We start from the raw sequence: 23,677 nt of genomic DNA on the forward strand, positions 1-23,677 counted from the left end.
TTTCTTGTTGTTGTCAGCTCAGCGGCCAGTGGTGTTGACAGGCTTGGCGTACGGCTTTGGCGCTGCTCAGGTCGAGCAGGCTAAGGCTCAGTTGCCGGCATTGCGCCGCATCCAGGTGGCGGACGCGGTCCTTGATTTCTGCGATTTGCGGCGGGCTCACCGACAGCTCGCTGACCCCCAGGCCGATCAGTGCGGGGGTGGCCAGCGGGTCGGACGCCAGCGCGCCGCAGACGCCAACCCAGCGCCCATGCTTGGCTGCGCCGTCGCAGGTTTGGGCGATCAGCCGCAGCAGCGCCGGGTGCAGCGCGTCGACCCGCGCGGCGAGTCCGGCGTGGTCGCGGTCCATGGCCAGGGTGTACTGGGACAGGTCATTGGTGCCGATGGACAGGAAGTCCGCATGTTCGGCCAGTTGTTCGGCCATCAGCGCGGCGGCGGGAACTTCGATCATCACCCCCAGTTCAGGGCGCTGGGTCAGCTTCAGCTGCGCACACAGTTCATCCAGGCGCTGGCGGATCTCCAGCAGTTCGTCGACTTCGCTGACCATCGGCAACAGGATGCGGCAGCGCGCCAACGGTGTGAGTTGCAGCAGCGCGCGCAGTTGCTGGTCGAGCAGTTCGGGACGCACCTGGGCCATGCGAATACCGCGCAGGCCCAAGACCGGGTTGGCTTCGACGGGCAGGGGCAGGTAGTCGAGTTGTTTGTCGCCGCCCACATCGATGGTGCGGATGATTACCGACTTGTCGCCCATGGCATCCAGCACGGCTTGATAGGCCTGGCGTTGCTCCTGTTCATCCGGCGCGGTGCGGCGGTCGACAAAGAGGAATTCGGTACGCAGCAGGCCGACACCATCGGCGCCGTTTTCAAACGCTGTCTGGGCTTCGGCGCTGGAGGCAACATTGGCGGCCACTTCAATGCCTACGCCGTCACTGGTGCGTGCCGGTTGGTGAGCCTGGGCCTGTTGCTGTTGGCGGCGCAGTTTTTGCGCGTCGCGAATCTGGTGCACTTGAGCGTGCCGGGCTTCGCTGGGCGCCAGTTCCAGGCGACCGTTGGCGGCGTCCAGTACCACCCGCTGGCCTTGCGGTACGTCGAGGACTTCGCTGCCCAGCGCGACCACGCAGGGCAGACCTTTGCCGCGCGCCAGAATCGCCACATGGGAGGTCGCGCCGCCTTCGGCCATGCACAGGCCGACGGCCTGCTGCGCGCTCAGTTGCAGCAAATCCGAGGGCGTCAGTTCATGGGCGCTGACGATGGCGCCAGCGGGTAACTCGAAGTGCCAGCCTTCACCCAGCAATGTGCGCAGCACGCGTTGTTGCAGGTCGCGCAGGTCGTTGGCGCGCTCGGCGAACAATGGCTTGCCCAATGCCAGCAGCACTGCGCACTGGGCCTGGATCGCATCGCGCCAGGCATGGGTGGCGGCGCTGCCTTGCTCGATGGCACCCGTGGCGGCTTCCAGCAGGGTCGGGTCTTCCAGCAGGGCCAGGTGGGCGGCGAAGATGTCTTCTTCCTCGACGTTTTTACGCTGGCGGGCGTGCTCCAGGGTGTTGCGGATTTCACCGCGCACCTGCTCCAGCGCCGTGTCCAGACGTTGCAGTTGTTCGTCGGCCGAATGCTGGCCCGTGTCTGCGGGCAGCTCGATACCGCTCAGGCGAAACAGCGGCCCGCAGACCAGGCCGGGCGCCGCGCAGACACCTTGCAATACACCGGCTTCGGTATTGGCTCGGCGTGGCGTAACGGAGGCAGGCGCGTGATGTTCTTCTTTCATCGGTGCAGACAGCGCGGCAACCAGGGCCTGCAAGGCCGCCTCGCAGTCCTTGCCCCGGCAAGTGACGCGCACTTCGTCGCCTTCGCCGATGCCGAGCCCCATCAAACCGATCAAGCTGTCGCAGGCGGCCGACTTGTCAGCGTAGTGCAAGCGCGCCTGGCTGCTGAATCCCTGGGCCGTCTTGCGGATCAGCGCTGCAGGCCGAGCATGCAAGCCGCCTCGATGGGTGATGTGCACACGGGCGCTGGCTTCTTCGATGGAGTTATCCACAGCCGTCTGAGCGGGCGCTGTCGACCGCGCGATGACCTGCATCAGTGGCTCGCCGACGTTGACGGTTTGCGACGCCAGAGGCAGCACGTCGAAGTGCTCGCCATTGGTTAGGATGATCAGGCTGATAAGGCTTTTGCACTGGCGCGCAATGCAATCCAGGTCAAACCGTACCAGTGCCTGGCCCAGGCTCACCCGCGCGCCCTGTTTGACCAGCAGCGCAAAACCTTCGCCCTTCAGCTCGACGGTGTCGATACCCAGATGCATCAGCAGCTCGGCGCCATTGTCGGCGCGGATTGTCAGCGCGTGGCCGGTACGCGCGACGTGAATGATCTCGCCGTCGCAGGGCGCATGCAGGCAGTTATTAAGCGGGTCGATCGCAAGGCCGTCGCCCATGGCACCGCTGGCGAATACTTCGTCGGGGACGTTGCCCAGGGTCAGCACCGGCCCACTGAGGGGGGCGCTGAGGGTCACTGCATTATTGTTGTTAGACATGGGCACGGTACTCATCAGGAAAACACGGCACACCACTCAGTGAGTGCGGGTGACTTTGCTCAGGTGGCGCGGTTGGTCCGGGTCCATGCCGCGGGCGACCGCCAGACCGGCGGCCATGACGTAGAAACTCTGGATCGCCAGCACCGGGTCCAGGCTCGGGTGTTCGGCGCGGCTCAGGGTCAGGTCGCGTTCGGCGATATCGTCCGGCGCGGCCAACAGCACGCGGGCACCGCGCTGGCGCATGTCGGCGGCCAGGCTCAACAGGCCTGCCTGCTCGGCGCCGCGCGGGGCAAACACCAACAGTGGATAGTTGTCGCCGATCAAGGCCATCGGCCCATGGCGCACCTCGGCGCTGCTGAAGGCTTCGGCCTGGATCGCCGAGGTTTCCTTGAGCTTGAGTGCAGCTTCCTGGGCAATGGCAAAACCGGCGCCACGGCCGATCACCATCAGGCGCTGACTGTCGCGCAGGGCGTCGATGGCGCGGCTCCAATCCTGGCGGGCCGCTTCACGCAGGCCATCGGGCAACGCCTTGCAGGCTTGCAGCAGGTCGGCTTCCTGATTCCAGTGGCCGACCAACAGCGCGCTGGCGCTGAGGGTGGCGATAAAGCTTTTGGTCGCGGCCACGCTGAGTTCCGGCCCGGCGCACAGCGGCACGTGGAATTCACAGGCGGCTTCCAGCGGCGAGTCTTCGGCGTTGACCAACGAGATGCTCAAAGCCCCGCGCTTACGCAGCAGGCGCAGGCTGTTGACCAGGTCCGGGCTTTGGCCGGACTGCGAGAAACCGAACGCCACCTGGCCGCTGACCTTCAACGGCGCTTGCAGCAAGGTCACCACCGACATCGGCAACGACGCCACCGGAATGCCCACATGTTGCATGGCCAGGTAGGCGAAATAGCTGGCGGCGTGGTCCGAGCTGCCACGGGCGATGGTCATCGCCACTTGCGGCGGCTGGCGGCGCAGGCGGCCGGCGATTTCTTCCAGTGCCGGGTTCAGGCGTTGCAGTTGCGCCGCGACGGCGTCACAGGAGGCCAAGGCCTCTTCAAGCATTTTTGAAGACAATGGTTTCTCCTTCGACCATGACGTCGGTGAGTTGCAGGGAGCGGTCCAGGCGTACGCAGTCGGCAAAGCTGCCGGGTTGCAGGCGGCCGCGTTCTTCCAGGCCCAGGTAATCCGCAGGAAATTGCGACAGGCGTTGTGAGGCTTCGCTGATAGGCAGGCCGATCTTCACCAGATTGCGCAGCGCCTGGTCCATGGTCAGCGTGCTGCCGGCCAGGGTGCCGTCGGCCAGGCGTACGCCGCCCAGGCATTTGGTCACGGTGTGGCTGCCCAGCTTGTATTCGCCATCGGGCATGCCGGCCGCGGCGGTGGAGTCGGTAACGCAATACAGGCAAGGGATCGACCGTAGCGCCACGCGTATCGCGCCGGGGTGCACATGCAGCAGGTCCGGAATCAACTCGGCGTACTTGGCGTGGGCCAGCGCGGCGCCGACGATCCCCGGCTCGCGGTGATGCAACGGGCTCATCGCGTTGTACAGATGGGTAAAACTGGTGGCGCCCGCGGCGAGGGCGGCGACGCCTTCTTCATAGCTGCCCAAGGTGTGGCCGATCTGCATGCGTACGCCGCGCTCGCTGAGGGCGCGGATCAGGGCGTCGTGGCCGGCGATTTCCGGGGCGATGGTGATCACTCGGATGGGCGCCAGGCGCAGGTACGCCTCGACTTCTTCCATCAGCGCGGTGTGGGCGAAGTTGGGTTGGGCGCCAAGTTTGCCTGGGTTGATGTAAGGCCCTTCCAGGTGTACGCCGAGTACTCGGGCGCTGCCGGCAGGGCGCTGCTCGCAAAAGCCGCCGAGTTGACCGAGCACGCTGGAGATTTCATCCACCGGCGCGGTCATGGTGGTGGCCAGCAGCGAGGTGGTGCCAAAGCGCACGTGGGTGCGGGTGATGGTCTCGAAGGCGTCGATGCCTTCCATGATGTCCTTGCCACCGCCGCCGTGCACATGCAGGTCGATAAAGCCCGGCAGCAGGTAGGGCAAATCGTTTTGCGTCGGGTCGCAAGGCACGCCTTCAATGGCGGTCACCTTGCCGTGTTCATGCACCAGGCGGCCGCGAATCCAGCCGTGGGGCGTGAGGATATTATCTTCGGACATGGGCAGTTCTCTAAGGCCGCTACTCGGCGGCAAAGTCATATCGACGCAGCTCTGCGACAAAGTCGTAGTAGTCGTTGCGGCAGTAGGTGTCGGTGATTTCAATCGGCGTGTTGTCGGCGGTGTAGCCCACGCGGGTCATCAGCAGCATGGCGGTGCCGGGGGCGATGCCCACCAGGGCGGCGAACTCGTCCGAGGCGTTGACCGCCTGGATATGCTGCAGGGCACGGACGATGGGCTTGCCGATACTTTCCAGGTACTCGTACAGCGAGCTGCCGATGGCTTGCGGTTGCGGCAGCACCGAGGCGGACATGGTGGTCATCTCAATGGCCATGACGGTGTCGTCGGCTTTACGCAAACGCTTGAGGCGCGCCACTTTGTCGGTGGGCGACAGGGCCAGGCGGATCAGCTCTTCATGGGTCGGCGGGGTGATGTCACGCTCCAGCCATTGGGAGCTGGGCACAAAGCCCTTGAGGCGCAACATCTCGCTGAAACCCGACAGGCGTGAGAGCGGCTGTTCCAGGCGAGGCGTGATAAAGGTACCGGAGCCCTGGCTGCGGCGGATCAGGCCTTGGGCAAACAACACTTCCAGCGCCTTGCGGGCGGTGACTCGCGAGATGCTCAGTTGCTCGCTAAGGACGCGTTCAGACGGCAATGCCTGTTCGGATTTCCACTCGCCGGCATGGATAGCCGCTTCCAGCTTGCGGGCCAATTGCAGGTAAAGCGGCGTGGATTGTTTGTCGTCAGGGCGCAGGGCCAGGATGGGATTCATCTGTCAGGTTTCCGATGCGTTATTGGAGTGTTGTCGCCCGGTATTGGCCGGAAATTAATACCACTTAAATACCATGTCAATGCAGCGAAAACGGTGCAAATCCGGTTTTTATGGACCTATAACGGGGCTCGGTCTTAAGTGGTATTAGAGAGGTCTTTATGGCGCGCAGAACGGCGCAGCCCGCGCGGTGAACTGGTATTCACCGGCGGGCGCTGTTGAAGGCGGGAAAAATTTTCGAATTATTTTACGAACGGTCGACGATTACGGCCGAATCTCGATCAGGGTGCCGTCTTTGACCAGGGTCCAGACTTCACGCATATCGACGTTGCGCATGGCGATGCAGCCGTCGGTCCAGTCCAGGGTGTGGAACCACTGTTCGGGGTAGTCTTCGGTGTCAGGCGTGCCGTGGATCATGATCATGCTGCCGGGCTTCACGCCTTCGCGGCGCGCGCGGGCGGCGTCGCTGATATTGGGGTAGGAGATGTGCATGGCCAGGTTGAAGCGGTCGCTGGTCTTGCGCCAGTCGATCCAGTACAGGCCTTCCGGGGTGCGGCGGTCGCCCTCTATCAGCTTGTGGCCCTTGGGGTTTTTGCCCAGGGAAATGCGGTAAGTCTTGATCGGCTTGCCGTCGTTGATCAGTTGCAATTGATGGGCGGACTTGAGCACCAGGACTTTTTCGACGGTTTTGCCGCCCAGGGTCTCCACGGTAGAAGCCGGCGAAAGGGTAGCGAACGACAGGCAGAGCAGAGCAAGCAACCAACGCATTAAAACGATTTCCCTTGATGCCGGATTATTATTGGGCGGGCTTGCCCATCGGCGGCACAGCCTCGCTGCGCACCGGGTAGGACTCAAGTCTGCGGTCAGCGAAAAAGCATTCTAAGGTACGTCCCACCGTGCGGAAAGCCAGCTCGGACCAAGGGATGTCGGCTTCGTCAAACAACTGCACTTCAAGGCTTTCGGGGCCTGCGGCGAAGTCCAGGTCGACCAGTTCGGCGCGGTAGAAGATATGCACCTGGTTGATGTGCGGCACATCGATCAGGGTGTAAATCGCCAGGTTGCGCACGCGGGCGCAGGCTTCTTCCTGGGTTTCGCGCGTGGCGGCCTGCTCGACGGTCTCGCCGTTTTCCATAAAGCCCGCGGGCAGGGTCCAGTAGCCGAGGCGCGGCTCGATGGCGCGTCGGCACAGCAGCACTTTATCGCCCCACACCGGCACGGTCCCGGCGACGATATTGGGGTTCTGATAGTGAATGGTCGAGCAGTGATCACACACAAAACGCAGGCGCCCGTCGCCTTCTGGAATGCGTTGGGTGACCGGTTTACCGCACTGGCTGCAGAATTTCATGCTGGGGTTCCTGGAAAGTGCGCCTATCTTGGCGTGGCGGGCAGGGGCCTGCAAGTTGTCGTTTAGCGACACCCGCCGGGTTTTGGGGTTGGGCGCCCGCACGCTTTGGTGCATGATGCATGGTAGCCAACAGACCGAGATGACTCATGCTGGACGAGCTACTTCGCCGGGTAAGCAACCACACCCCCCACACGCTGGAAACCGACGGGCGTTTCCCCGAGGCTGCGGTGCTGGTGCCGATTACCCGCAGTGATGAACCCGAGCTGATCCTGACCCTACGCGCCAGCGGCCTGTCGACCCACGGTGGCGAAGTGGCGTTTCCCGGCGGTCGTCGCGACCCCGAAGACCCGGACCTGATTTTCACCGCCCTGCGTGAGGCCGAAGAGGAAATCGGCCTGCCGCCTGGCTTGGTCGAAGTGATCGGCCCGTTGAGCCCCCTGATCTCCCTGCATGGTATTCGCGTCACACCTTATGTCGGCGTGGTCCCTGATTACGTCGAATACCTGGCCAATGATGCAGAGATTGCCGCCGTTTTCAGCGTACCCCTGGACTTTTTCCGACAGGATCCGCGCGAACATACCCACAGAATCGATTACCAGGGCCGCAGTTGGTATGTGCCCAGCTATCGGTTTGGCGAATACAAGATTTGGGGGCTGACGGCGATCATGATCGTCGAGTTGATCAACCTGCTCTATGACGACGCCCAGATCAGCCTGCACCAGCCGCCCAAGAGCTTCATCAATATCTAAGCCATCGTTTGAATGGCAAGCCGTGAGGACACACCATGAAATACCGCCTGGGCGACGCCCGCGTCGAGACGCATCCCAACAGCTGGGTGGCGCCGAACGCCACGCTGGTGGGCAAGGTCAAGCTGGAAGAGGGCGCCAACGTCTGGTTCAACGCGGTATTGCGTGGCGACAACGAAATGATCCTGATCGGCAAGAACAGTAATGTGCAGGACGGCAGCGTGATGCACACCGATATGGGCTATCCGCTGACTCTGGGCACGGGCGTGACCATCGGCCATAACGCCATGCTGCACGGCTGCACCGTGGACGATTACAGTCTGATCGGCATCAATGCAGTGATCCTCAACGGCGCGAAAATCGGCAAGCACTGCATCATTGGCGCTAACTCGCTGATTGGCGAAGGCAAGGAAATTCCCGATGGTTCGCTGGTGATGGGCTCGCCGGGCAAAGTGGTGCGTGAGTTGACCGACGCCCAGAAGCGCATGCTCGAAGCCAGCGCCGCCCACTATGTGCATAACTCACAGCGCTATGCCCGCGACCTGGCTGAGCAGCAAGAATGAACCCGATTGAACGCCCCGTTGGCTCGCCGTGCGTGAGCATTTGCGCGCTGGATGATGACGACATCTGCACCGGCTGCCAGCGCACCGTGGATGAAATCACGCGCTGGAGCCGCATGGACAACGCCGAACGCCGGGTGGTGTTGGGCTTGTGCCACGAGCGAGCGGTGGCGGCTGGGCTGGTGTTTATGGCTTCTGGTAAATCCGGCGCCTGATAGATCGCCATCGGGGGGCAAGCCCCCTTCCACACTTAACCGCGTTTAATCTGTAGCAATACGGTCAAAATGTGGGAGGGGGCTTGCCCCCGATGAGGCCCTCCCAGACGACATATTTCAAAATGTGAAGTACCCTGTGCCCCTTGTTCACAGGTCTCTCGCCCCATGCTCTTCCTGATCGCCTACATCAGCAGCGTCGTGCTGATCAACTTCGCTTTCTCCACCGCCCCGCACCTTGACGTGATCTGGTCCGCCTGGGGTGGCCTGGTATTTATTCTGCGCGACATGGTGCAAACCCGCTTCGGCCACGGTGCGATCATCGCCATGTTGGCGGCGCTGGTACTGTCCTACGTCACTTCCGACCCTGCCATTGCCCTTGCCAGTGCCACGGCATTCGCGGTGTCCGAATGCATCGACTGGCTGGTGTTCAGCATCACCAAGCGCCCGCTCCACGATCGCCTGTGGATAAGTTCGGCGCTGAGCATTCCCCTCGACACGTTTATCTTCTTCGGCCTGATCGGCGCGCTGACGCCGGCGGTGGTGGGTACGGCCTTGGCATCGAAATTCGCCGGGGTCACGGTGGTGTGGCTGATCATGGCCTGGCGTATCCGCAAGCGGGCCGTCGCCAACTGAGGCCAATTTTTACAGTTCATGTAAAATGCCGGCCTTTCTCCCCATGATCCGCTCCCCTGAGGACCTGAGATGACCCGAATCGGAACTCCATTGTCGCCAACCGCGACCCGCGTTTTGCTGTGTGGCTGCGGTGAGCTGGGCAAGGAAGTGGTGATCGAACTGCAACGCCTGGGCGTTGAAGTGATTGCCGTGGATCGCTACGCCAATGCGCCGGCCATGCAGGTTGCCCACCGTAGCCATGTGATCAACATGCTCGACGGCGCCGCCCTGCGTGCGGTGATCGAAGCGGAAAAGCCGCACTTCATCGTGCCGGAAATCGAAGCCATCGCCACCGCTACCCTGGTGGAGCTGGAAGCCGAAGGCTTCACCGTGATCCCGACCGCGCGCGCCACGTCGCTGACCATGAACCGCGAAGGTATCCGTCGCCTGGCCGCCGAAGAGCTGGACCTGCCGACCTCGCCGTACCATTTTGCCGACACCTTTGAAGACTACAGCAAGGCCGTCCAGGATCTGGGCTTCCCGTGCGTGGTCAAGCCAGTGATGAGCTCGTCGGGCAAAGGCCAGAGCTTGCTGCGCAGCGCTGACGATGTGCAGAAGGCCTGGGATTACGCCCAGGAAGGCGGGCGGGCTGGCAAAGGCCGCGTGATCATCGAAGGTTTTATCGACTTCGACTACGAAATCACCTTGCTGACCGTGCGCCATATCGGCGGCACCACCTTCTGCGCGCCAGTCGGCCACCGTCAGGAGAAGGGCGACTATCAGGAATCCTGGCAGCCACAGGCCATGAGCCCGGTTGCCCTGGCGGAATCCGAGCGCGTTGCCAAAGCCGTGACCGAAGCCTTGGGTGGCCGTGGTCTGTTTGGCGTGGAGCTGTTCATTAAGGGCGATCAGGTGTGGTTCAGCGAAGTGTCGCCGCGCCCGCATGACACGGGTCTGGTGACCTTGATTTCCCAGGATCTATCGCAGTTTGCCCTGCACGCGCGCGCCATTCTGGGCTTGCCAATCCCGTTGATTCGCCAGTTCGGGCCTTCGGCCTCGGCGGTGATTCTGGTGGAAGGGCAGTCGACCCAGACCGCATTCGCCAACCTCGGCGCTGCACTGAGCGAGCCGGACACCGCGTTGCGTCTGTTTGGTAAGCCAGAAGTGAATGGCCAGCGCCGCATGGGCGTGGCGTTGGCGCGGGATGAGTCGATTGAAGCGGCTCGGGCCAAGGCAACCCGTGCTTCCCAGGCGGTTGTGGTAGAGCTCTAGAAAGCATCGGGGGCAAATCGAATCTTCGCACCGCCCCTCCCACACTTGACCGCGTTTAATCTGTAGAAATGCGCTCAAAATGTGGGAGGGGCGGTGCGACGATTCGACTTGCCGCCGATAGCGGTCTATCAGGCAACCTTGTTCAAATCATTATCCCGCGTCTCTTTCAGGCACAGCACAGCAATCAAGCTGAGCAACGCTGCCGCCGACACATACCCGCCGACATAACTGAGCCCGCCCATCGCCACCAGCTTGGTTGCGAAAAACGGTGCCGCCGAAGCGCCCACAATTCCACCCAAGTTATACGCCGCCGAAGCGCCGGTATAACGCACGCGGGTTGGGAATAGCTCTGGCAACAGGGCGCCCATCGGTGCGAAGGTCACACCCATCAGGAACAGCTCCAGCGCCAGGAACAGTGCCACGGCCCAGGTCGAGCCATGAGTCAGCAGTGGCTCCATGGTGAAGCCGGACAGGATCGCCAGGACTGCGCCGACGATCAGCACCGGCTTGCGCCCGTACCGATCACTGGCCAAGGCAGCCAACGGTGTGGCCAAACCCATGAACAGCACCGCGAAGCACAGCAGGCCAAGGAATGTCTCGCGGCTGTAGCCCAAGGTCGACACGCCGTAGCTCAGGGAGAACGCCGTGGTGATATAGAACAGCGCATAGCACACCACCATCGATGCGGCGCCCAGCAGCACCGGCAGCCAATGCTGGCTGAACAATTCCACCAGCGGCACCTTTACCGGTTTTTCCTTGGCCACGGCGTTGGCGAACACCGGGGTTTCATGCAATTTCAACCGCGCGTACAGGCCGACCATCACCAGTGCTGCGCTGAGGATGAACGGGATGCGCCAGCCCCAGCTACGGAATTGCTCGTCGTTGAGGCTCATGGCCAGGATCAGGAACAAGCCGTTTGCGGCCAGGAAGCCGATCGATGGGCCAAGCTGCGGGAACATGCCGAACCAGGCGCGTTTGCCCTTTGGCGCATTCTCGGTAGCCAGCAGCGCCGCGCCGCCCCATTCCCCGCCCAGGCCAAGGCCCTGGCCGAAACGCAGCACGCACAACAGGATCGGCGCCCAGGCCCCGATGCTGTCATAGCCGGGCAGCAAACCGATCAACGTGGTGCACACGCCCATCAGCAGCAGTGAAGCCACCAGCGTCGACTTGCGGCCGATACGGTCGCCAAAGTGGCCGAACAGCGCTGAACCCAGTGGGCGGGCGATAAAGGCGATACCGAAGGTCAGGAATGACGCCAGCATCTGCGCGGTGCCGGAGGTTTGCGGGAAGAATACCGGGCCGATCACCAGGGCAGCGGCGGTGGCGTAGATATAGAAGTCGTAGAACTCGATGGCGGTACCGACGATGCTCGCGGTGGCGACTCGTGCAGTCGAGTTGGTTGGGGCGGCGGTCGCAGCCTCGTTATAGGTGGTGCTCATTGAGTTATCCCTGACAGTCATTGCGCGTTTGGACGCGGATTATTATTGGTCGAACACCCCTGGATCAGGGTTGTGCGCGGGGCGGCTCGGGATGGGAGCGTACACCGGTCAGACAGGATGCTGCGGTGCCTGGACGCGCTCAGTGCGGATAGCACACGGTCGGGCGGGGCTTGGGTAAGCCGACCCGATTATAGGAAGGGGGTTGCGCATCGAACAAGCGGATTAAACGGCCACCGGCACTCGACTGGTGTGCCAGATCAGTACCTTGCTCACCCGGTTGTCCTCGGTTTCGAGGATTTCCAGGCGGTAGCGGCCGATCTTCAGGCACACCGCGCAATCCGGAATGGTCTCCAGGGCTTCGGTCACCAGGCCGTTGAGCGTCTTGGGGCCGTCGCTTGGCAGGTGCCATCCCAGGCTCTTGTTCAGTTCGCGGATCGAAGCGGCGCCATCAATGATGTAGCGGCCATCGGGCTGCGCTTCGATATGCGGGTTGTCCGTACCCTGTTCACTTTCGAACTCTCCGACGATTTCTTCGAGGATGTCTTCCAGGGTAACGATGCCCAGCACTTCGCCATATTCATCCACCACCATGCCCAGGCGCCGCTGCTGTTTGTGGAAGTTCAGCAATTGCAGCTGAAGGGGCGTGCTTTCCGGTACGAAGTAGGGTTCGTAGGAGGCCTCGAGCAAGGCTTCCTTGGTCAGGCTGGCGTCCGGCAGCAGATGCTGGATCAGCCGGGTGTTCAGTACGGCTTCGACCTGATTGATGTCACTGTGGAACACCGGCAGGCGAGTGCGCGGTGAGGTGCGCAGTTGCTCGATGATTTCTTCGATCGAGTCATCCAGGTTGATACCGTCCACTTCGCTGCGGGGTACCAGGATGTCATTGACGGTGATGTTGTCCAAGGCGTGGATGCCCGGCATGCGAGGGGTGCGGCTGTCGTCGGCCTCGGGCTGCGGCTCATCGTCGTGGTCGGGCTGTGGCTCGTCGCTGTTTTTCACCACGCCGGGCTTTCGGGCAAACGGGCGTAGCAGCAACAGGCTGATGCCATTGAGCAGCCAGGCGGCGGGATAGAGGATTTTCAATGGCACCCCCAGCAGCGTGTTGCCGAAGCCCAGCACCGCTTGCGGATGGCGGGTTGCCAGGGCGCGTGGCAGGTAGTCGGCCAGGATCAGTAGAACAGCGCAGGAGATCAGCCAGCCGAGCCACGGGCCGTTCTGTGCCCAGGCATAAATCGCCAGCAGGGTGCAGAGGATTACCACGGCCGCACGGCACAGGCTGTTGCACAGGATCAGGCTGTGGCGCGGGAAACTCAGGCGGGCGGCAGCCTTGTCGCCCTGACGTGTACCGGGGCGCAGGGCCAGCAGGTGTTGTTGTGCGGCTTCGATGGCGGTAAACAGCGCCGCCCATAACACCAGCAAGGCGATTACCGCGAGCATCGGCCCAAGGGGCAAGTTGTCCATGATTGCTGCCCGTCAAATATGCAGGATGTATTCGCGAACCAGCTTGCTGCCGAAATAGGCCAGCATCAGCAGGCAGAAACCGGCCAGGGTCCAGCGGATCGCCTTGTGCCCGCGCCAGCCGAGGCGATTGCGGCCCCACAGCAACACGCTGAACACCACCCAGGCCAGGCACGCCAGCAGGGTCTTGTGCACCAGGTGCTGGGCAAACAGGTTCTCGACGAACAACCAGCCGGAGATAAGCGACAGCGAGAGCAGCGTCCAGCCGGCCCATAGGAAACCGAATAGCAGGCTTTCCATGGTTTGCAGCGGAGGGAAATTCTTGATCAGGCCGGAGGGGTGCTTGTGCTTGAGCTGGTGATCCTGCAGGAGCAGGAGCAGGGCCTGGAACACCGCGATGGTGAACATGCCGTAGGCCAGGATCGACAGCAGGATATGGGCGAGGATACCGGGTTCTTCGTCAATCACCTGCACCGTGCCGGTGGGCGCGAACTGCGCCAGTAGCACCGTCAGTACGCCCAGAGGGAAGAGCAGGACCAGTAGGTTCTCAACGGGGATCCGGTAGCAGGCCAGCAGCGTCAGCGCGATGACCGCTGCAGCGATCAGGCTGGCGGCACTGAAAAAGTCCAGGCCCAGGCCGACCGGCGTCATCAGGTGGGTGAACAGGCTCGCGGCATGAGCCAGCAGGGCGAGTACGCCCAGGCCGACCAGCAGGCGTTTGTCCGCCTTGGTGCCTTGGGCAAGACGAGTGCCCTGATAGAAGGTCGCAGCGGCATATAAGAGGGCGGCGGCGAGACTGGGTAGCAAACTGGGTGACAAGGGGACCATAAATCCTGATAGACAAGCCCGAAAGGCGCTGAGTTTGGCATACACCTGCGTTCCACGAAAGACTCCCGGACCAGACAGCGGGTGTGCATGGGCGCAGTCTTCGCTATAATCCGCGACCTGCCCACGCCGCAGGCTCGCCGAGCGCTGTTTTTAATAGCGATTTACCACAGCCTGGGCCGCCATTACCTCGGTCTACAATGCATTTCGATGAATAGGGCCTGAAAGGATCGCGCATGTTTGAAAACCTGACTGACCGTCTCTCGCAGACGCTGCGCCACGTAACCGGCAAGGCCAAGCTGACCGAGGACAATATTAAAGACACCCTGCGTGAAGTACGCATGGCGTTGCTGGAAGCCGACGTGGCCTTGCCTGTGGTCAAGGACTTCGTCAACTCGGTCAAGGAGCGTGCGGTCGGCACTGAAGTGTCCCGCAGCCTGACCCCGGGCCAGGCCTTTGTGAAGATCGTCCAGGCCGAACTCGAAAGCCTGATGGGCGCCGCCAACGAAGATTTGAACCTCAGCGCCGTGCCACCGGCCGTCGTGCTGATGGCCGGTCTGCAAGGTGCGGGTAAAACCACCACCGCCGGCAAGCTGGCGCGCTTCCTTAAAGAGCGCAAGAAGAAGTCGGTAATGGTTGTGTCGGCCGACGTGTACCGTCCGGCGGCCATCAAGCAGTTGGAAATGCTGGCGGGCGAAGTGGGCGTAACCTTCTTCCCGTCCGATCTGAGCCAGAAGCCAGTCGACATTGCCAACGCAGCTATTAAAGAGGCCAAGCTCAAGTTCATTGATGTCGTAATCGTCGATACCGCCGGTCGCCTGCACATTGATGAAGAGATGATGGGCGAGATCAAGGCGCTGCATGCCGCGATCAATCCGGTCGAGACACTGTTCGTGGTCGACGCCATGACCGGCCAGGATGCGGCTAACACCGCCAAGGCTTTCGGTGATGCGCTGCCGCTGACCGGCGTGATCCTGACCAAGGTCGATGGCGACGCCCGTGGCGGTGCTGCGCTGTCGGTACGCGCCATTACCGGCAAGCCGATCAAGTTCATCGGTATGGGTGAGAAGAGCGAAGCGCTTGAACCGTTCCACCCTGAGCGTATCGCCTCGCGTATCCTCGGCATGGGTGATGTGCTCAGCCTGATCGAACAGGCCGAAGCCACCCTCGACAAGGACAAGGCCGATAAACTGGCCAAGAAGCTGAAGAAGGGCAAGGGCTTCGACCTCGAAGACTTCCGCGACCAGCTGCAACAAATGAAGAACATGGGCGGCCTCGGCGGCCTGATGGACAAGCTGCCGAACATCGGCGGTGTGAACCTGGCGCAAATGGGCAATGCCCAAGGCGCGGCAGAGAAGCAGTTCAAGCAGATGGAAGCCATCATCAACTCCATGACCCCGGCCGAGCGCCGCGACCCTGAGCTGATCAGCGGTTCGCGCAAGCGTCGGATCGCCATGGGTTCCGGCACCCAGGTGCAGGACATCGGTCGCTTGATCAAGCAGCACAAGCAGATGCAGAAGATGATGAAGAAATTCTCCGCCAAAGGCGGAATGGCCAAGATGATGCGCGGCATGGGCGGTATGTTGCCCGGCGGCGGCATGCCGAAAATGTAAAGAATTCGAGCGCAAGTTTGCTTGCGCTCCGACCCACAGGGATGTGGGATCTCCAGCAAACCCGCCGTTGGCGGGGGCTGACCTGCCGTTTTAAACGACGGCTCTATAGCAGATCTGAATGGCACGCTGATAGGCGCCAGAAAAAGACATTTGCAAAAGTCCGGATATTCCTTAGAATATGCGGCCTTTCGGGCACCTATGCCCGCTGTGCATTTAGATTTGCAGCACCGACTACAGGAACGATCTTCACATGCTAACAATCCGTCTTGCCCTCGGCGGCTCCAAAAAGCGCCCGTTTTACCACTTGACCGTAACCGACAGCCGCAACCCGCGCGACGGTTCGCACAAAGAACAGGTTGGTTTCTTCAACCCTGTTGCTCGTGGTCAAGAAGTTCGTCTGTCCGTGAACCAAGAGCGCGTAGCCTACTGGCTGAGCGTTGGCGCACAGCCATCCGAGCGCGTTGCAAAACTGTTGAAGGACTCGGCTAAGGCCGCAGCCTGAGCAATATGAACGCGACGCCAGCTGTTGCTGATGATTTGATCGTTATCGGCAAGATTTATTCTGTTCATGGCGTTCGCGGCGAAGTGAAGGTGTATTCCTTTACTGATCCGACAGAAAACCTGTTGCAGTACAAAACCTGGACGCTCAAGCGCGAAGGTAGTGTGAAACAGGTCGAGCTGGTCAGTGGGCGTGGGAGCGATAAGTTCCTGGTCGCGAAGCTCAAGGGTCTTGATGATCGTGAAGAAGCTCGTCTTCTGGCTGGTTATGAGATCTGCGTGCCGCGCAACCTGTTCCCTGAATTGACCGACGGCGAGTACTACTGGTACCAGCTGGAAGGTCTGAAGGTTATTGATCAACTCGGGCAATTGTTCGGGAAAATCGATCATCTTCTGGAAACCGGCGCCAATGATGTAATGGTGGTCAAGCCTTGTGCTGGCAGCCTGGATGATCGCGAACGCTTGTTGCCCTATACGGAGCAATGCGTGTTGGCTGTTGACCTGGCAGCGGGCGAGATGAAGGTGGAATGGGACGCGGACTTCTAAGCGTGGCTAATTTGCGCATTGAAGTGATCAGTTTGTTTCCCGAGATGTTTTCCGCCATCAGCGAGTACGGCATCACCAGTCGGGCGGTGAAACAGGGGCTGTTGCAGCTCACCTGTTGGAACCCGCGAGACTACACGACGGATCGACATCACACTGTGGACGATCGCCCATTTGGCGGTGGCCCGGGCATGGTGATGAAGATCAAGCCCCTGGAAGACGCGTTGGTTCAGGCCAAGGCAGCTGCTGGGGAGAAGGCGAAGGTAATTTACCTGTCCCCTCAAGGCCGTCAGCTGAAACAGGCGGCGGTACGCGAACTGGCGAATGAGGAAGCATTAATCCTGATTGCCGGTCGCTATGAAGGCATTGACGAGCGCTTTATTGAGGCTCATGTCGATGAAGAGTGGTCGATTGGGGACTATGTCCTGTCTGGCGGCGAGCTGCCGGCGATGGTCCTGATAGATGCGGTTACACGACTGCTGCCTGGAGCTTTAGGGCATGCGGACTCCGCGGAGGAAGATTCCTTCACGGATGGTTTGCTGGATTGCCCGCACTACACCCGTCCGGAGGTGTATGCGGATCAGCGTGTTCCCGACGTATTGCTAAGTGGCAATCACGCACACATCCGGCGTTGGCGTTTACAGCAGTCCCTTGGTCGGACCTATGAACGACGCGCCGATCTTCTGGAAAGCCGCTCGCTTTCTGGAGAAGAGAAGAAGCTGCTCGAGGAATACATCCTCGCGCGGGACGATAGTTAACAACGTATCGATGGTAGGTCCATTGACTTACCTTAGGAGCACAGCATGACTAACAAAATCATCCTTGCACTCGAAGCAGAGCAGATGACCAAAGAGATCCCTACCTTTGCCCCGGGCGACACTATTGTCGTTCAGGTGAAAGTGAAGGAAGGCGACCGTTCGCGTCTGCAAGCGTTCGAAGGCGTGGTAATCGCCAAGCGTAACCGTGGTGTGAACAGTGCTTTCACTGTTCGTAAAATCTCCAACGGTGTTGGCGTAGAGCGTACTTTCCAGACCTACAGCCCGCAAATCGACAGCATGGCCGTTAAGCGTCGCGGTGACGTACGTAAAGCCAAGCTGTACTACCTGCGTGACCTGTCCGGTAAAGCAGCTCGCATCAAGGAAAAACTGGCTTAAGTCCAGCTTTCCGATGCAGAAAAAAGCAGCCTACGGGCTGCTTTTTTGTGCCTGAAATTTGTCCATTTTCCGGTATTTGCCCATGACTACTCGCCTCGAAGAAATTCAGCGCCGTACTGACCTCTCTGTCACCCATGTGACCAAGGCTGTATTCCCGCCGACGACCAACCACCACAACACCTTGTTCGGCGGCACTGCACTGGCCTGGATGGATGAAGTATCGTTCATCACCGCCACGCGTTTTTGCCGTTTGCCGTTGGTGACGGTTTCTACCGACCGCATCGACTTCAATCATGCGATCCCGGCGGGTTCCATCGTTGAGCTGATCGGCCGTGTGATCAAGGTCGGCAACACCAGTCTCAAGGTTGAGGTGGAAGTGTTCGTCGAGAGCATGAGTGCCGATGGCCGTGAAAAGGCGATCCAGGGCGTGTTCAGCTTTGTCGCGATTGATGCGGACAAGCGCCCAGTACCTGTGCTGCCGGGATTTGCAAACTGAAACATCCTTTTGTAGGAGCCGGCAAGCCGACTTCTACATGCGGTAGCATCCCCCTATTCTTTTCAGCCCCGAGCCCTCATGCCTGCTATCGACCACCCCCTGATCGACCGCTTCCTAGACGCCCTCTGGCTGGAAAAAGGCCTTTCGGACAACACTCGCCAGGCTTACCGCAGTGACCTGGCGCTGTTCAACGGCTGGCTGCAGGAGAATAACCTTGAGCTGGTCAGCGCTGGCCGTGAGCTGATCCTCGATCACTTGGCCTGGCGCCTGGATCAGAATTACAAGCCGCGCTCCACTGCACGGTTTCTATCTGGTGTACGTGGCTTTTATCGCTATCTGCTGCGGGAAAAGCTGATTGCCCTGGACCCGACCTTGCAAGTCGACATGCCGCAACTGGGCAGGCCATTGCCCAAATCCCTATCGGAAGCCGACGTCGACGCCTTGCTCGCCGCCCCTGACCTGAGCGAAGCCATCGGCCAGCGTGACCGCGCTATGCTCGAAGTGTTGTACGCATGCGGGCTACGGGTTACCGAGCTGATCAGCCTGACCCTGGAGCAGGTTAACCTGCGTCAGGGCGTGCTGCGTGTGATGGGCAAGGGCAGTAAGGAGCGGCTGGTGCCGATGGGAGAGGAGGCGATTGTGTGGGTCGAGCGTTATATGCGCGATGCCCGTGGCGAATTGCTCGGTGGGCGCCCCAGCGATGTGCTGTTTCCCAGCCTGCGCGGTGAGCAAATGACCCGCCAGACTTTCTGGCATCGCATCAAGCACCAGGCCAAGGTCGCCGGAATTGGCAAGAGCCTGTCTCCCCACACGCTACGCCATGCATTTGCCACCCATTTGCTCAACCACGGTGCGGATTTACGCGTGGTGCAAATGCTGCTCGGGCACAGCGACTTATCCACTACCCAGATCTACACCCATGTGGCGCGTGCGCGATTGCAGGATATGCACGCCAAGCACCACCCGCGAGGCTGAAAACCGCCAATTTATCCCGCCGCGGGCTGCCCTGCGGCCCAACTGTGGTAGGCTTTGCCGGTTAGCAAAGGTGACGGTCCCGACCCGTGTCTACAGAGACAGCGGTGTTCCTTCCCGTCCCTGCATCTGCCTTCAGGAGTTCCCATGCGCTTGACCCAGATTATTGCCGCCGCAGCCATTGCGTTGGTTTCCACCTTTGCCGTCGCCGATGATGCTGCCGAGCAGACCATCCGCAAGAGCCTGGCCAACCTGCAACTTGATACCCCGATCGAAAGCATCAGCGCCAGCCCGATGGCCGGCCTGTATGAAGTCAAGCTCAAGGGTAGCCGCGTGTTGTACGCCAGTGCCGATGGCCAGTACATCGTCCAGGGTTACCTGTTCCAGTTGAAAGACGGCAAGCCGGTCAACCTGACTGAGAAAGCCGAGCGTCTGGGCGTGTCCAAATTGATCAATGGCATTCCGGTGGCCGAGACTGTGGTGTACCCGGCCATCGGCGAGACCAAGACTCACATTACCGTGTTTACGGACACCACCTGCCCGTACTGCCATAAGCTGCACGCCGAAGTGCCTGCGTTGAACAAGCTGGGTGTGGAAGTGCGCTACGTAGCGTTTCCGCGTCAGGGCCTGGGTTCGCCGGGTGACGAGCAATTGCAGGCGGTCTGGTGCTCGGCCGACAAGAAAGCGGCCATGGACAAGATGGTCGACGGAAAGGAAATCAAGGCTGCCAAGTGCGCCAATCCGGTCTCCAAGCAGTTCGCATTGGGCCAGTCCATTGGCGTGAACGGTACACCGGCTATCGTTTTGGCTGACGGCCAGGTTATTCCGGGCTACCAGCCGGCGCCACAAGTTGCCAAACTGGCGCTGAGTGCCAAATAAACCAGCATCGTCGAACCTTTGACGATCATGGCTCGTTGATCAGTCAACGGGTCATTAATTGAAAGCCGCAGTTGTGCGGCTGTTTTCCACGGCCGACCTAGCGTCGGCCGTTTCATGGGGAGTTCTTCAGTGAAACCGGTCAAAGTAGGCATCTGTGGTTTAGGGACCGTCGGTGGCGGCACCTTCAACGTACTTCAGCGTAATGCTGAAGAAATTTCCCGCCGTGCAGGGCGCGGGATTGAAGTGGCGCAAATTGCCACGCGTTCGCCAAAGCCTCAGTTCGAAACGACCGGTATTGCGATTACCAACGATGTCTTCGCCGTGGCCACCAATCCGGAGATCGATATCGTCATCGAGCTGGTAGGCGGCTATACCGTTGCCCGTGAGCTGGTGCTCAAAGCCATCGAGAACGGCAAGCACGTGGTCACTGCCAACAAGGCGCTGATCGCCGTGCACGGCAACGAGATCTTCGCCAAGGCGCGTGAGAAGGGCGTGATCGTAGCGTTCGAAGCCGCAGTAGCCGGTGGTATCCCGGTGATCAAGGCGATCCGTGAAGGCTTGTCCGCCAACCGTATTAACTGGGTGGCCGGCATCATCAACGGCACCGGTAACTTCATTCTCACCGAAATGCGTGAGAAGGGCCGTACCTTCGAAGACGTGCTGGCAGAAGCCCAGGCTCTGGGTTACGCCGAAGCCGACCCGACTTTCGACGTGGAAGGGATCGACGCGGCCCACAAGCTGACCATCCTGGCGTCCATCGCCTTTGGTATCCCGCTGCAGTTCGACAAGGCCTACACCGAAGGCATCACCAAGCTGACCACGGCCGACGTGAACTACGCCGAAGCCCTGGGCTACCGCATCAAGCATCTTGGCGTAGCGCGCAGCACCCCGGCTGGTATCGAGCTGCGTGTGCACCCGACGCTGATCCCCGCCGATCGCCTGATCGCCAACGTCAACGGCGTGATGAACGCAGTGATGGTCAACGGTGACGCTGCGGGTTCCACGCTGTTCTACGGCGCCGGCGCTGGTATGGAGCCGACCGCTTCCTCGGTGATCGCCGACTTGGTGGACGTGGTTCGCGCCATGACCAGCGACCCGGAAAACCGCGTCCCGCACCTAGCCTTCCAGCCTGATTCACTGTCGGCCCACCCAATCCTGCCTATCGAAGCGTGCGAAAGCGCCTACTACCTGCGCATCCAGGCCAAGGATCATCCGGGCGTGTTGGCCCAGGTCGCCAGCATCCTGTCGGAGCGCGGTATCAACATCGAGTCGATCATGCAGAAGGAAGTCGAGGAGCAAAATGGCCAGGTGCCGATGATCCTGCTGACCCACCGCGTGCTTGAGCAGCACATCAACGACGCCATCACCGCGCTGGAAGCCTTGCAAGGCGTTGTCGGCCCGGTCGTTCGTATTCGTGTTGAACACCTGAACTAACCGATTGTTCCAGGGGCCCCGCGCGTTCGGCGGCCTCTGTTCGAGAATGTTTTAGAGGAGCCAGTCATGCGTTACATCAGCACCCGCGGCCAGGCACCGGCCCTGAATTTCGAAGACGTTTTGCTGGCAGGCCTTGCCACTGACGGCGGCCTGTACGTGCCGGAAAACCTGCCACGCTTCACTCAGGAAGAAATCGCCTCCTGGGCCGGGCTGCCGTACCACGAACTGGCGTTCCGAGTGATGCGTCCATTCGTCACCGGCAGCATTCCAGATGCGGACTTCAAGAAGATTCTGGAAGAAACATACGGCGTGTTTTCCCACAGCGCCATCGCTCCGTTGCGCCAACTGAACGGCAATGAGTGGGTGCTGGAACTGTTCCACGGCCCGACTCTGGCGTTCAAGGACTTTGCCCTGCAACTGCTCGGTCGCCTGTTGGATTATGTGTTGGAGAAGCGCGGCGAGCGCGTGGTGATCATCGGCGCTACCTCCGGTGATACCGGTTCGGCCGCCATCGAAGGTTGCAAGCACTGCGAAAACGTCGACATCTTCATCCTGCACCCGCACAAGCGTGTGTCGGAAGTGCAGCGCCGTCAGATGACCACCATCTTTGGCGAGAACATCCACAACATCGCCATCGAAGGCAACTTCGATGACTGCCAGGAAATGGTCAAGAACAGCTTCGCTGACCAGAGCTTCCTCAAGGGCACCCGCCTGGTCGCGGTGAACTCGATCAACTGGGCGCGGATCATGGCCCAGATCGTTTACTACTTCCACGCATGCCTACAGTTGGGCGGCCCGGCGCGTTCGGTGTCGTTCTCGGTGCCGACCGGCAACTTCGGCGATATCTTCGCCGGTTACCTGGCGCGTAACATGGGCCTGCCGATCAATCAGTTGATCGTCGCCACCAACCGCAACGACATCCTGCACCGCTTCATGAGCGGCAATCAGTACGTCAAGGAAACCCTGCACGCTACCCTGTCGCCTTCCATGGATATCATGGTCTCGTCGAACTTCGAACGCCTGCTGTTCGACATGCACGGTCGCAACGGTTCGGCGATTGCCGGCTTGATGGACACCTTCAAGAGCGGCGGCGGTTTCAGCGTTGATGAGGAGCGCTGGACCGAAACCCGCAAGCTCTTTGACTCCCTGGCCGTGGACGATGCACAGACCTGCGAGACCATCGCCGAAGTCTATGCCCAGACCGGCGAACTGCTCGACCCGCACACCGCCATCGGTGTGAAGGCCGCCCGCGAATGCCGTCGCAGCCTGGATATTCCAATGGTGATCCTCGGTACCGCGCACCCGGTCAAATTCCCGGAAGCGGTGGAGAAAGCCGGTGTCGGCAAGGCGTTGGAGCTGCCGGTGCACTTGACCGACCTGTTCGAGCGCGAAGAGCGTTGCACGGTGTTGGCCAATGACTTGAAAGCGGTGCAGGCGTTTGTCAGCCAGCACGGCAATCGTGGTAAGCCGTTGTAAGGCAGACCGCGTACACAAAAACGCCGCTTTCCCTTGCTGGGTCAGCGGCGTTTTTTGTTTTTTGGCAGCGCTCATGAAGTAAAGGGGCGACCTGCGATAGCGCCTGGCCAAACCCCAAACCACCGCCCATTGCGCAAGCATTTATGTATCGCCGTTTTTTGCTTGTCATATTGCAAGCGCATGCTGGAAACCTCATCCCCCGGTAACCCCCGTAAATACGAAAAAGCGAACTTTCCTACGTCATAACCAGTCACTTAGGATAGATGCAGTTCCCGTTGAAACGATTGTTCCCGAACTATTGAGTGGTGATCGAGATGGAAAGTATCAGCCTATTGCTCGAAGAAGCACTGACCCCTTATCAGGTTACGCTGACCACTTCGGGTGTTCAGGACGAGTGCTTGGTGACAGTAAAGAATCCTACTGGCGCTATTGTGGTCGAGCGTGAAGTTGACCGTGCTCAATTGATGGATAAACGCGTGCTGGTGGACGTAGTGGACTGCCTGCTGCGTGACATCAAAATTGCAGAAGGCCGATTGGAACCCTCGGTCATCGCCGCCTTACGCAATGCCGCCCAGACCCGTGGCATTGCCCGCGCATGAAGAATTGTTCATCGATGGAAACTTCCTACGGCATGGCCGGTCAGATTTTGTAACAGCAAGAGCAAACATTGTGCTCCGGTGTTTGTGGCTTGCTGTACTGGTCTT

At 60.6% G+C, this 23,677-nt stretch carries 25 protein-coding genes; 16 read left to right on the forward strand and 9 right to left on the reverse strand.

All coding sequences use genetic code 11. From position 1 onward, the window contains the following. Window positions 1-13 precede the first annotated feature (13 nt). The 6 genes from ptsP to ACEN2T_RS25505 form a co-directional block, all read right to left on the reverse strand. Complete coding sequence (ptsP, locus tag ACEN2T_RS25480) at window positions 14-2,524, reverse strand: phosphoenolpyruvate--protein phosphotransferase (protein ID WP_442117763.1); 2,511 nt, start codon at window positions 2,522-2,524, stop codon at window positions 14-16. A gap of 36 nt (window positions 2,525-2,560) precedes the next feature. Then, a complete protein-coding gene (locus ACEN2T_RS25485; protein ID WP_442117768.1) occupies window positions 2,561-3,571 on the reverse strand; it encodes an SIS domain-containing protein in 1,011 nt (336 codons plus the stop codon). Continuing rightward, window positions 3,564-4,670, reverse strand: a complete 1,107-nt coding sequence (gene nagA / locus ACEN2T_RS25490) for an N-acetylglucosamine-6-phosphate deacetylase (RefSeq protein WP_032890764.1) — start codon at window positions 4,668-4,670, stop codon at window positions 3,564-3,566. The genes ACEN2T_RS25485 and nagA overlap by 8 nt, the downstream gene beginning before the upstream one ends. Before the next feature lie 19 nt (window positions 4,671-4,689). Further along, window positions 4,690-5,439, reverse strand: a complete 750-nt coding sequence (locus tag ACEN2T_RS25495) for a GntR family transcriptional regulator (RefSeq protein ID WP_442117764.1) — start codon at window positions 5,437-5,439, stop codon at window positions 4,690-4,692. Between the two features lie 261 nt (window positions 5,440-5,700). Next, window positions 5,701-6,204 carry a L,D-transpeptidase family protein gene (locus ACEN2T_RS25500; protein WP_095185804.1) on the reverse strand — a complete coding sequence of 168 codons (504 nt, stop codon included), beginning with the start codon at window positions 6,202-6,204 and terminating at the stop codon, window positions 5,701-5,703. 28 nt (window positions 6,205-6,232) lie between these two features. Continuing rightward, window positions 6,233-6,781 (reverse strand): NUDIX hydrolase, encoded by a 549-nt coding sequence (locus tag ACEN2T_RS25505; protein ID WP_032890771.1) that lies wholly within the window; start codon window positions 6,779-6,781, stop codon window positions 6,233-6,235. Window positions 6,782-6,927: 146 nt separating this feature from the next. Between ACEN2T_RS25505 and ACEN2T_RS25510 the strand changes: the two genes are divergently transcribed. The 5 genes from ACEN2T_RS25510 (at window position 6,928) to purT (ending at window position 10,186) form a co-directional block, all read left to right on the forward strand. After that, a complete protein-coding gene (locus ACEN2T_RS25510; RefSeq protein WP_032890773.1) occupies window positions 6,928-7,530 on the forward strand; it encodes a CoA pyrophosphatase in 603 nt (200 codons plus the stop codon). A gap of 35 nt (window positions 7,531-7,565) precedes the next feature. After that, a complete protein-coding gene (locus ACEN2T_RS25515) occupies window positions 7,566-8,090 on the forward strand; it encodes a gamma carbonic anhydrase family protein (RefSeq protein ID WP_442117765.1) in 525 nt (174 codons plus the stop codon). Next, window positions 8,087-8,302, forward strand: coding sequence for a DUF1289 domain-containing protein (locus tag ACEN2T_RS25520; RefSeq protein ID WP_032890777.1), 216 nt, complete (start codon window positions 8,087-8,089; stop codon window positions 8,300-8,302). The genes ACEN2T_RS25515 and ACEN2T_RS25520 overlap by 4 nt, the downstream gene beginning before the upstream one ends. A 165-nt stretch (window positions 8,303-8,467) precedes the next feature. Next, entirely contained in the window at window positions 8,468-8,935 is a 468-nt protein-coding gene (locus ACEN2T_RS25525) for a VUT family protein (protein ID WP_032890779.1), read from the forward strand. Between the two features lie 69 nt (window positions 8,936-9,004). Continuing rightward, window positions 9,005-10,186: a formate-dependent phosphoribosylglycinamide formyltransferase gene (gene purT, locus ACEN2T_RS25530; RefSeq protein ID WP_003193969.1), complete on the forward strand. Its 1,182-nt coding sequence runs from the start codon at window positions 9,005-9,007 to the stop codon at window positions 10,184-10,186. A 128-nt stretch (window positions 10,187-10,314) separates the two neighbouring features. Here the strand turns inward: purT and ACEN2T_RS25535 are convergent, their stop codons facing one another. The 3 genes from ACEN2T_RS25535 to ACEN2T_RS25545 all read right to left on the reverse strand — a co-directional run bounded on the left by ACEN2T_RS25535 (window position 10,315) and on the right by ACEN2T_RS25545 (window position 13,911). Next, complete coding sequence (locus ACEN2T_RS25535) at window positions 10,315-11,625, reverse strand: MFS transporter (RefSeq protein WP_032890781.1); 1,311 nt, start codon at window positions 11,623-11,625, stop codon at window positions 10,315-10,317. Between the two features lie 222 nt (window positions 11,626-11,847). Continuing rightward, window positions 11,848-13,086 (reverse strand): transporter associated domain-containing protein, encoded by a 1,239-nt coding sequence (locus ACEN2T_RS25540; protein ID WP_099602734.1) that lies wholly within the window; start codon window positions 13,084-13,086, stop codon window positions 11,848-11,850. 12 nt (window positions 13,087-13,098) lie between these two features. Further along, window positions 13,099-13,911, reverse strand: a complete 813-nt coding sequence (locus ACEN2T_RS25545) for a cytochrome C assembly family protein (protein ID WP_032890784.1) — start codon at window positions 13,909-13,911, stop codon at window positions 13,099-13,101. Window positions 13,912-14,144: 233 nt separating this feature from the next. On the opposite strand from ACEN2T_RS25545, the gene ffh reads away from it, so the two are divergent. The 11 genes from ffh to ACEN2T_RS25600 all read left to right on the forward strand — a co-directional run bounded on the left by ffh (window position 14,145) and on the right by ACEN2T_RS25600 (window position 23,572). After that, window positions 14,145-15,521, forward strand: coding sequence for a signal recognition particle protein (gene ffh, locus ACEN2T_RS25550; RefSeq protein ID WP_003193965.1), 1,377 nt, complete (start codon window positions 14,145-14,147; stop codon window positions 15,519-15,521). Between the two features lie 250 nt (window positions 15,522-15,771). Then, window positions 15,772-16,023, forward strand: a complete 252-nt coding sequence (gene rpsP / locus ACEN2T_RS25555) for a 30S ribosomal protein S16 (RefSeq protein WP_003175899.1) — start codon at window positions 15,772-15,774, stop codon at window positions 16,021-16,023. Window positions 16,024-16,028: 5 nt separating this feature from the next. Next, entirely contained in the window at window positions 16,029-16,565 is a 537-nt protein-coding gene (gene rimM / locus ACEN2T_RS25560; protein ID WP_053135622.1) for a ribosome maturation factor RimM, read from the forward strand. Continuing rightward, on the forward strand, window positions 16,547-17,320 hold the full coding sequence (gene trmD / locus ACEN2T_RS25565; protein WP_024077235.1) for a tRNA (guanosine(37)-N1)-methyltransferase TrmD: 774 nt from the start codon (window positions 16,547-16,549) through the stop codon (window positions 17,318-17,320). Before rimM ends, trmD begins: the two co-directional genes overlap by 19 nt. Before the next feature lie 45 nt (window positions 17,321-17,365). After that, entirely contained in the window at window positions 17,366-17,716 is a 351-nt protein-coding gene (gene rplS / locus ACEN2T_RS25570; protein WP_003175895.1) for a 50S ribosomal protein L19, read from the forward strand. Window positions 17,717-17,798: 82 nt separating this feature from the next. Then, window positions 17,799-18,212, forward strand: coding sequence for an acyl-CoA thioesterase (locus tag ACEN2T_RS25575; RefSeq protein WP_032890787.1), 414 nt, complete (start codon window positions 17,799-17,801; stop codon window positions 18,210-18,212). Between the two features lie 78 nt (window positions 18,213-18,290). Then, on the forward strand, window positions 18,291-19,187 hold the full coding sequence (xerD, locus tag ACEN2T_RS25580) for a site-specific tyrosine recombinase XerD (RefSeq protein ID WP_032890789.1): 897 nt from the start codon (window positions 18,291-18,293) through the stop codon (window positions 19,185-19,187). Window positions 19,188-19,331: 144 nt separating this feature from the next. After that, entirely contained in the window at window positions 19,332-20,063 is a 732-nt protein-coding gene (locus ACEN2T_RS25585; RefSeq protein ID WP_003175893.1) for a thioredoxin fold domain-containing protein, read from the forward strand. A gap of 129 nt (window positions 20,064-20,192) precedes the next feature. Beyond that, entirely contained in the window at window positions 20,193-21,497 is a 1,305-nt protein-coding gene (locus tag ACEN2T_RS25590) for a homoserine dehydrogenase (RefSeq protein WP_032890791.1), read from the forward strand. Between the two features lie 66 nt (window positions 21,498-21,563). Next, entirely contained in the window at window positions 21,564-22,973 is a 1,410-nt protein-coding gene (gene thrC / locus ACEN2T_RS25595; protein WP_442117766.1) for a threonine synthase, read from the forward strand. A 314-nt stretch (window positions 22,974-23,287) separates the two neighbouring features. Beyond that, window positions 23,288-23,572, forward strand: a complete 285-nt coding sequence (locus tag ACEN2T_RS25600) for a DUF3509 domain-containing protein (protein WP_401384434.1) — start codon at window positions 23,288-23,290, stop codon at window positions 23,570-23,572. Window positions 23,573-23,677 lie beyond the last annotated feature (105 nt).

Origin of the sequence: Pseudomonas sp. W22_MBD1_FP4 (assembly GCF_052113765.1) — a bacterium.
Lineage (GTDB): Bacteria > Pseudomonadota > Gammaproteobacteria > Pseudomonadales > Pseudomonadaceae > Aquipseudomonas > Aquipseudomonas sivasensis.

What these genes read in the sequence shown, in the direction of transcription:
- ptsP (WP_442117763.1), bottom strand. Translation starts at nt 2,524, where the DNA reads ATGTCTAACAACAATAATGCAGTGACCCTCAGCGCCCCCCTCAGTGGG.
- ACEN2T_RS25485 (WP_442117768.1), bottom strand. Translation starts at nt 3,571, where the DNA reads ATGCTTGAAGAGGCCTTGGCCTCCTGTGACGCCGTCGCGGCGCAACTG.
- nagA (WP_032890764.1), bottom strand. Translation starts at nt 4,670, where the DNA reads ATGTCCGAAGATAATATCCTCACGCCCCACGGCTGGATTCGCGGCCGC.
- ACEN2T_RS25495 (WP_442117764.1), bottom strand. Translation starts at nt 5,439, where the DNA reads ATGAATCCCATCCTGGCCCTGCGCCCTGACGACAAACAATCCACGCCG.
- ACEN2T_RS25500 (WP_095185804.1), bottom strand. Translation starts at nt 6,204, where the DNA reads ATGCGTTGGTTGCTTGCTCTGCTCTGCCTGTCGTTCGCTACCCTTTCG.
- ACEN2T_RS25505 (WP_032890771.1), bottom strand. Translation starts at nt 6,781, where the DNA reads ATGAAATTCTGCAGCCAGTGCGGTAAACCGGTCACCCAACGCATTCCA.
- ACEN2T_RS25510 (WP_032890773.1), top strand. Translation starts at nt 6,928, where the DNA reads ATGCTGGACGAGCTACTTCGCCGGGTAAGCAACCACACCCCCCACACG.
- ACEN2T_RS25515 (WP_442117765.1), top strand. Translation starts at nt 7,566, where the DNA reads ATGAAATACCGCCTGGGCGACGCCCGCGTCGAGACGCATCCCAACAGC.
- ACEN2T_RS25520 (WP_032890777.1), top strand. Translation starts at nt 8,087, where the DNA reads ATGAACCCGATTGAACGCCCCGTTGGCTCGCCGTGCGTGAGCATTTGC.
- ACEN2T_RS25525 (WP_032890779.1), top strand. Translation starts at nt 8,468, where the DNA reads ATGCTCTTCCTGATCGCCTACATCAGCAGCGTCGTGCTGATCAACTTC.
- purT (WP_003193969.1), top strand. Translation starts at nt 9,005, where the DNA reads ATGACCCGAATCGGAACTCCATTGTCGCCAACCGCGACCCGCGTTTTG.
- ACEN2T_RS25535 (WP_032890781.1), bottom strand. Translation starts at nt 11,625, where the DNA reads ATGAGCACCACCTATAACGAGGCTGCGACCGCCGCCCCAACCAACTCG.
- ACEN2T_RS25540 (WP_099602734.1), bottom strand. Translation starts at nt 13,086, where the DNA reads ATGGACAACTTGCCCCTTGGGCCGATGCTCGCGGTAATCGCCTTGCTG.
- ACEN2T_RS25545 (WP_032890784.1), bottom strand. Translation starts at nt 13,911, where the DNA reads ATGGTCCCCTTGTCACCCAGTTTGCTACCCAGTCTCGCCGCCGCCCTC.
- ffh (WP_003193965.1), top strand. Translation starts at nt 14,145, where the DNA reads ATGTTTGAAAACCTGACTGACCGTCTCTCGCAGACGCTGCGCCACGTA.
- rpsP (WP_003175899.1), top strand. Translation starts at nt 15,772, where the DNA reads ATGCTAACAATCCGTCTTGCCCTCGGCGGCTCCAAAAAGCGCCCGTTT.
- rimM (WP_053135622.1), top strand. Translation starts at nt 16,029, where the DNA reads ATGAACGCGACGCCAGCTGTTGCTGATGATTTGATCGTTATCGGCAAG.
- trmD (WP_024077235.1), top strand. Translation starts at nt 16,547, where the DNA reads ATGGGACGCGGACTTCTAAGCGTGGCTAATTTGCGCATTGAAGTGATC.
- rplS (WP_003175895.1), top strand. Translation starts at nt 17,366, where the DNA reads ATGACTAACAAAATCATCCTTGCACTCGAAGCAGAGCAGATGACCAAA.
- ACEN2T_RS25575 (WP_032890787.1), top strand. Translation starts at nt 17,799, where the DNA reads ATGACTACTCGCCTCGAAGAAATTCAGCGCCGTACTGACCTCTCTGTC.
- xerD (WP_032890789.1), top strand. Translation starts at nt 18,291, where the DNA reads ATGCCTGCTATCGACCACCCCCTGATCGACCGCTTCCTAGACGCCCTC.
- ACEN2T_RS25585 (WP_003175893.1), top strand. Translation starts at nt 19,332, where the DNA reads ATGCGCTTGACCCAGATTATTGCCGCCGCAGCCATTGCGTTGGTTTCC.
- thrC (WP_442117766.1), top strand. Translation starts at nt 21,564, where the DNA reads ATGCGTTACATCAGCACCCGCGGCCAGGCACCGGCCCTGAATTTCGAA.
- ACEN2T_RS25600 (WP_401384434.1), top strand. Translation starts at nt 23,288, where the DNA reads ATGGAAAGTATCAGCCTATTGCTCGAAGAAGCACTGACCCCTTATCAG.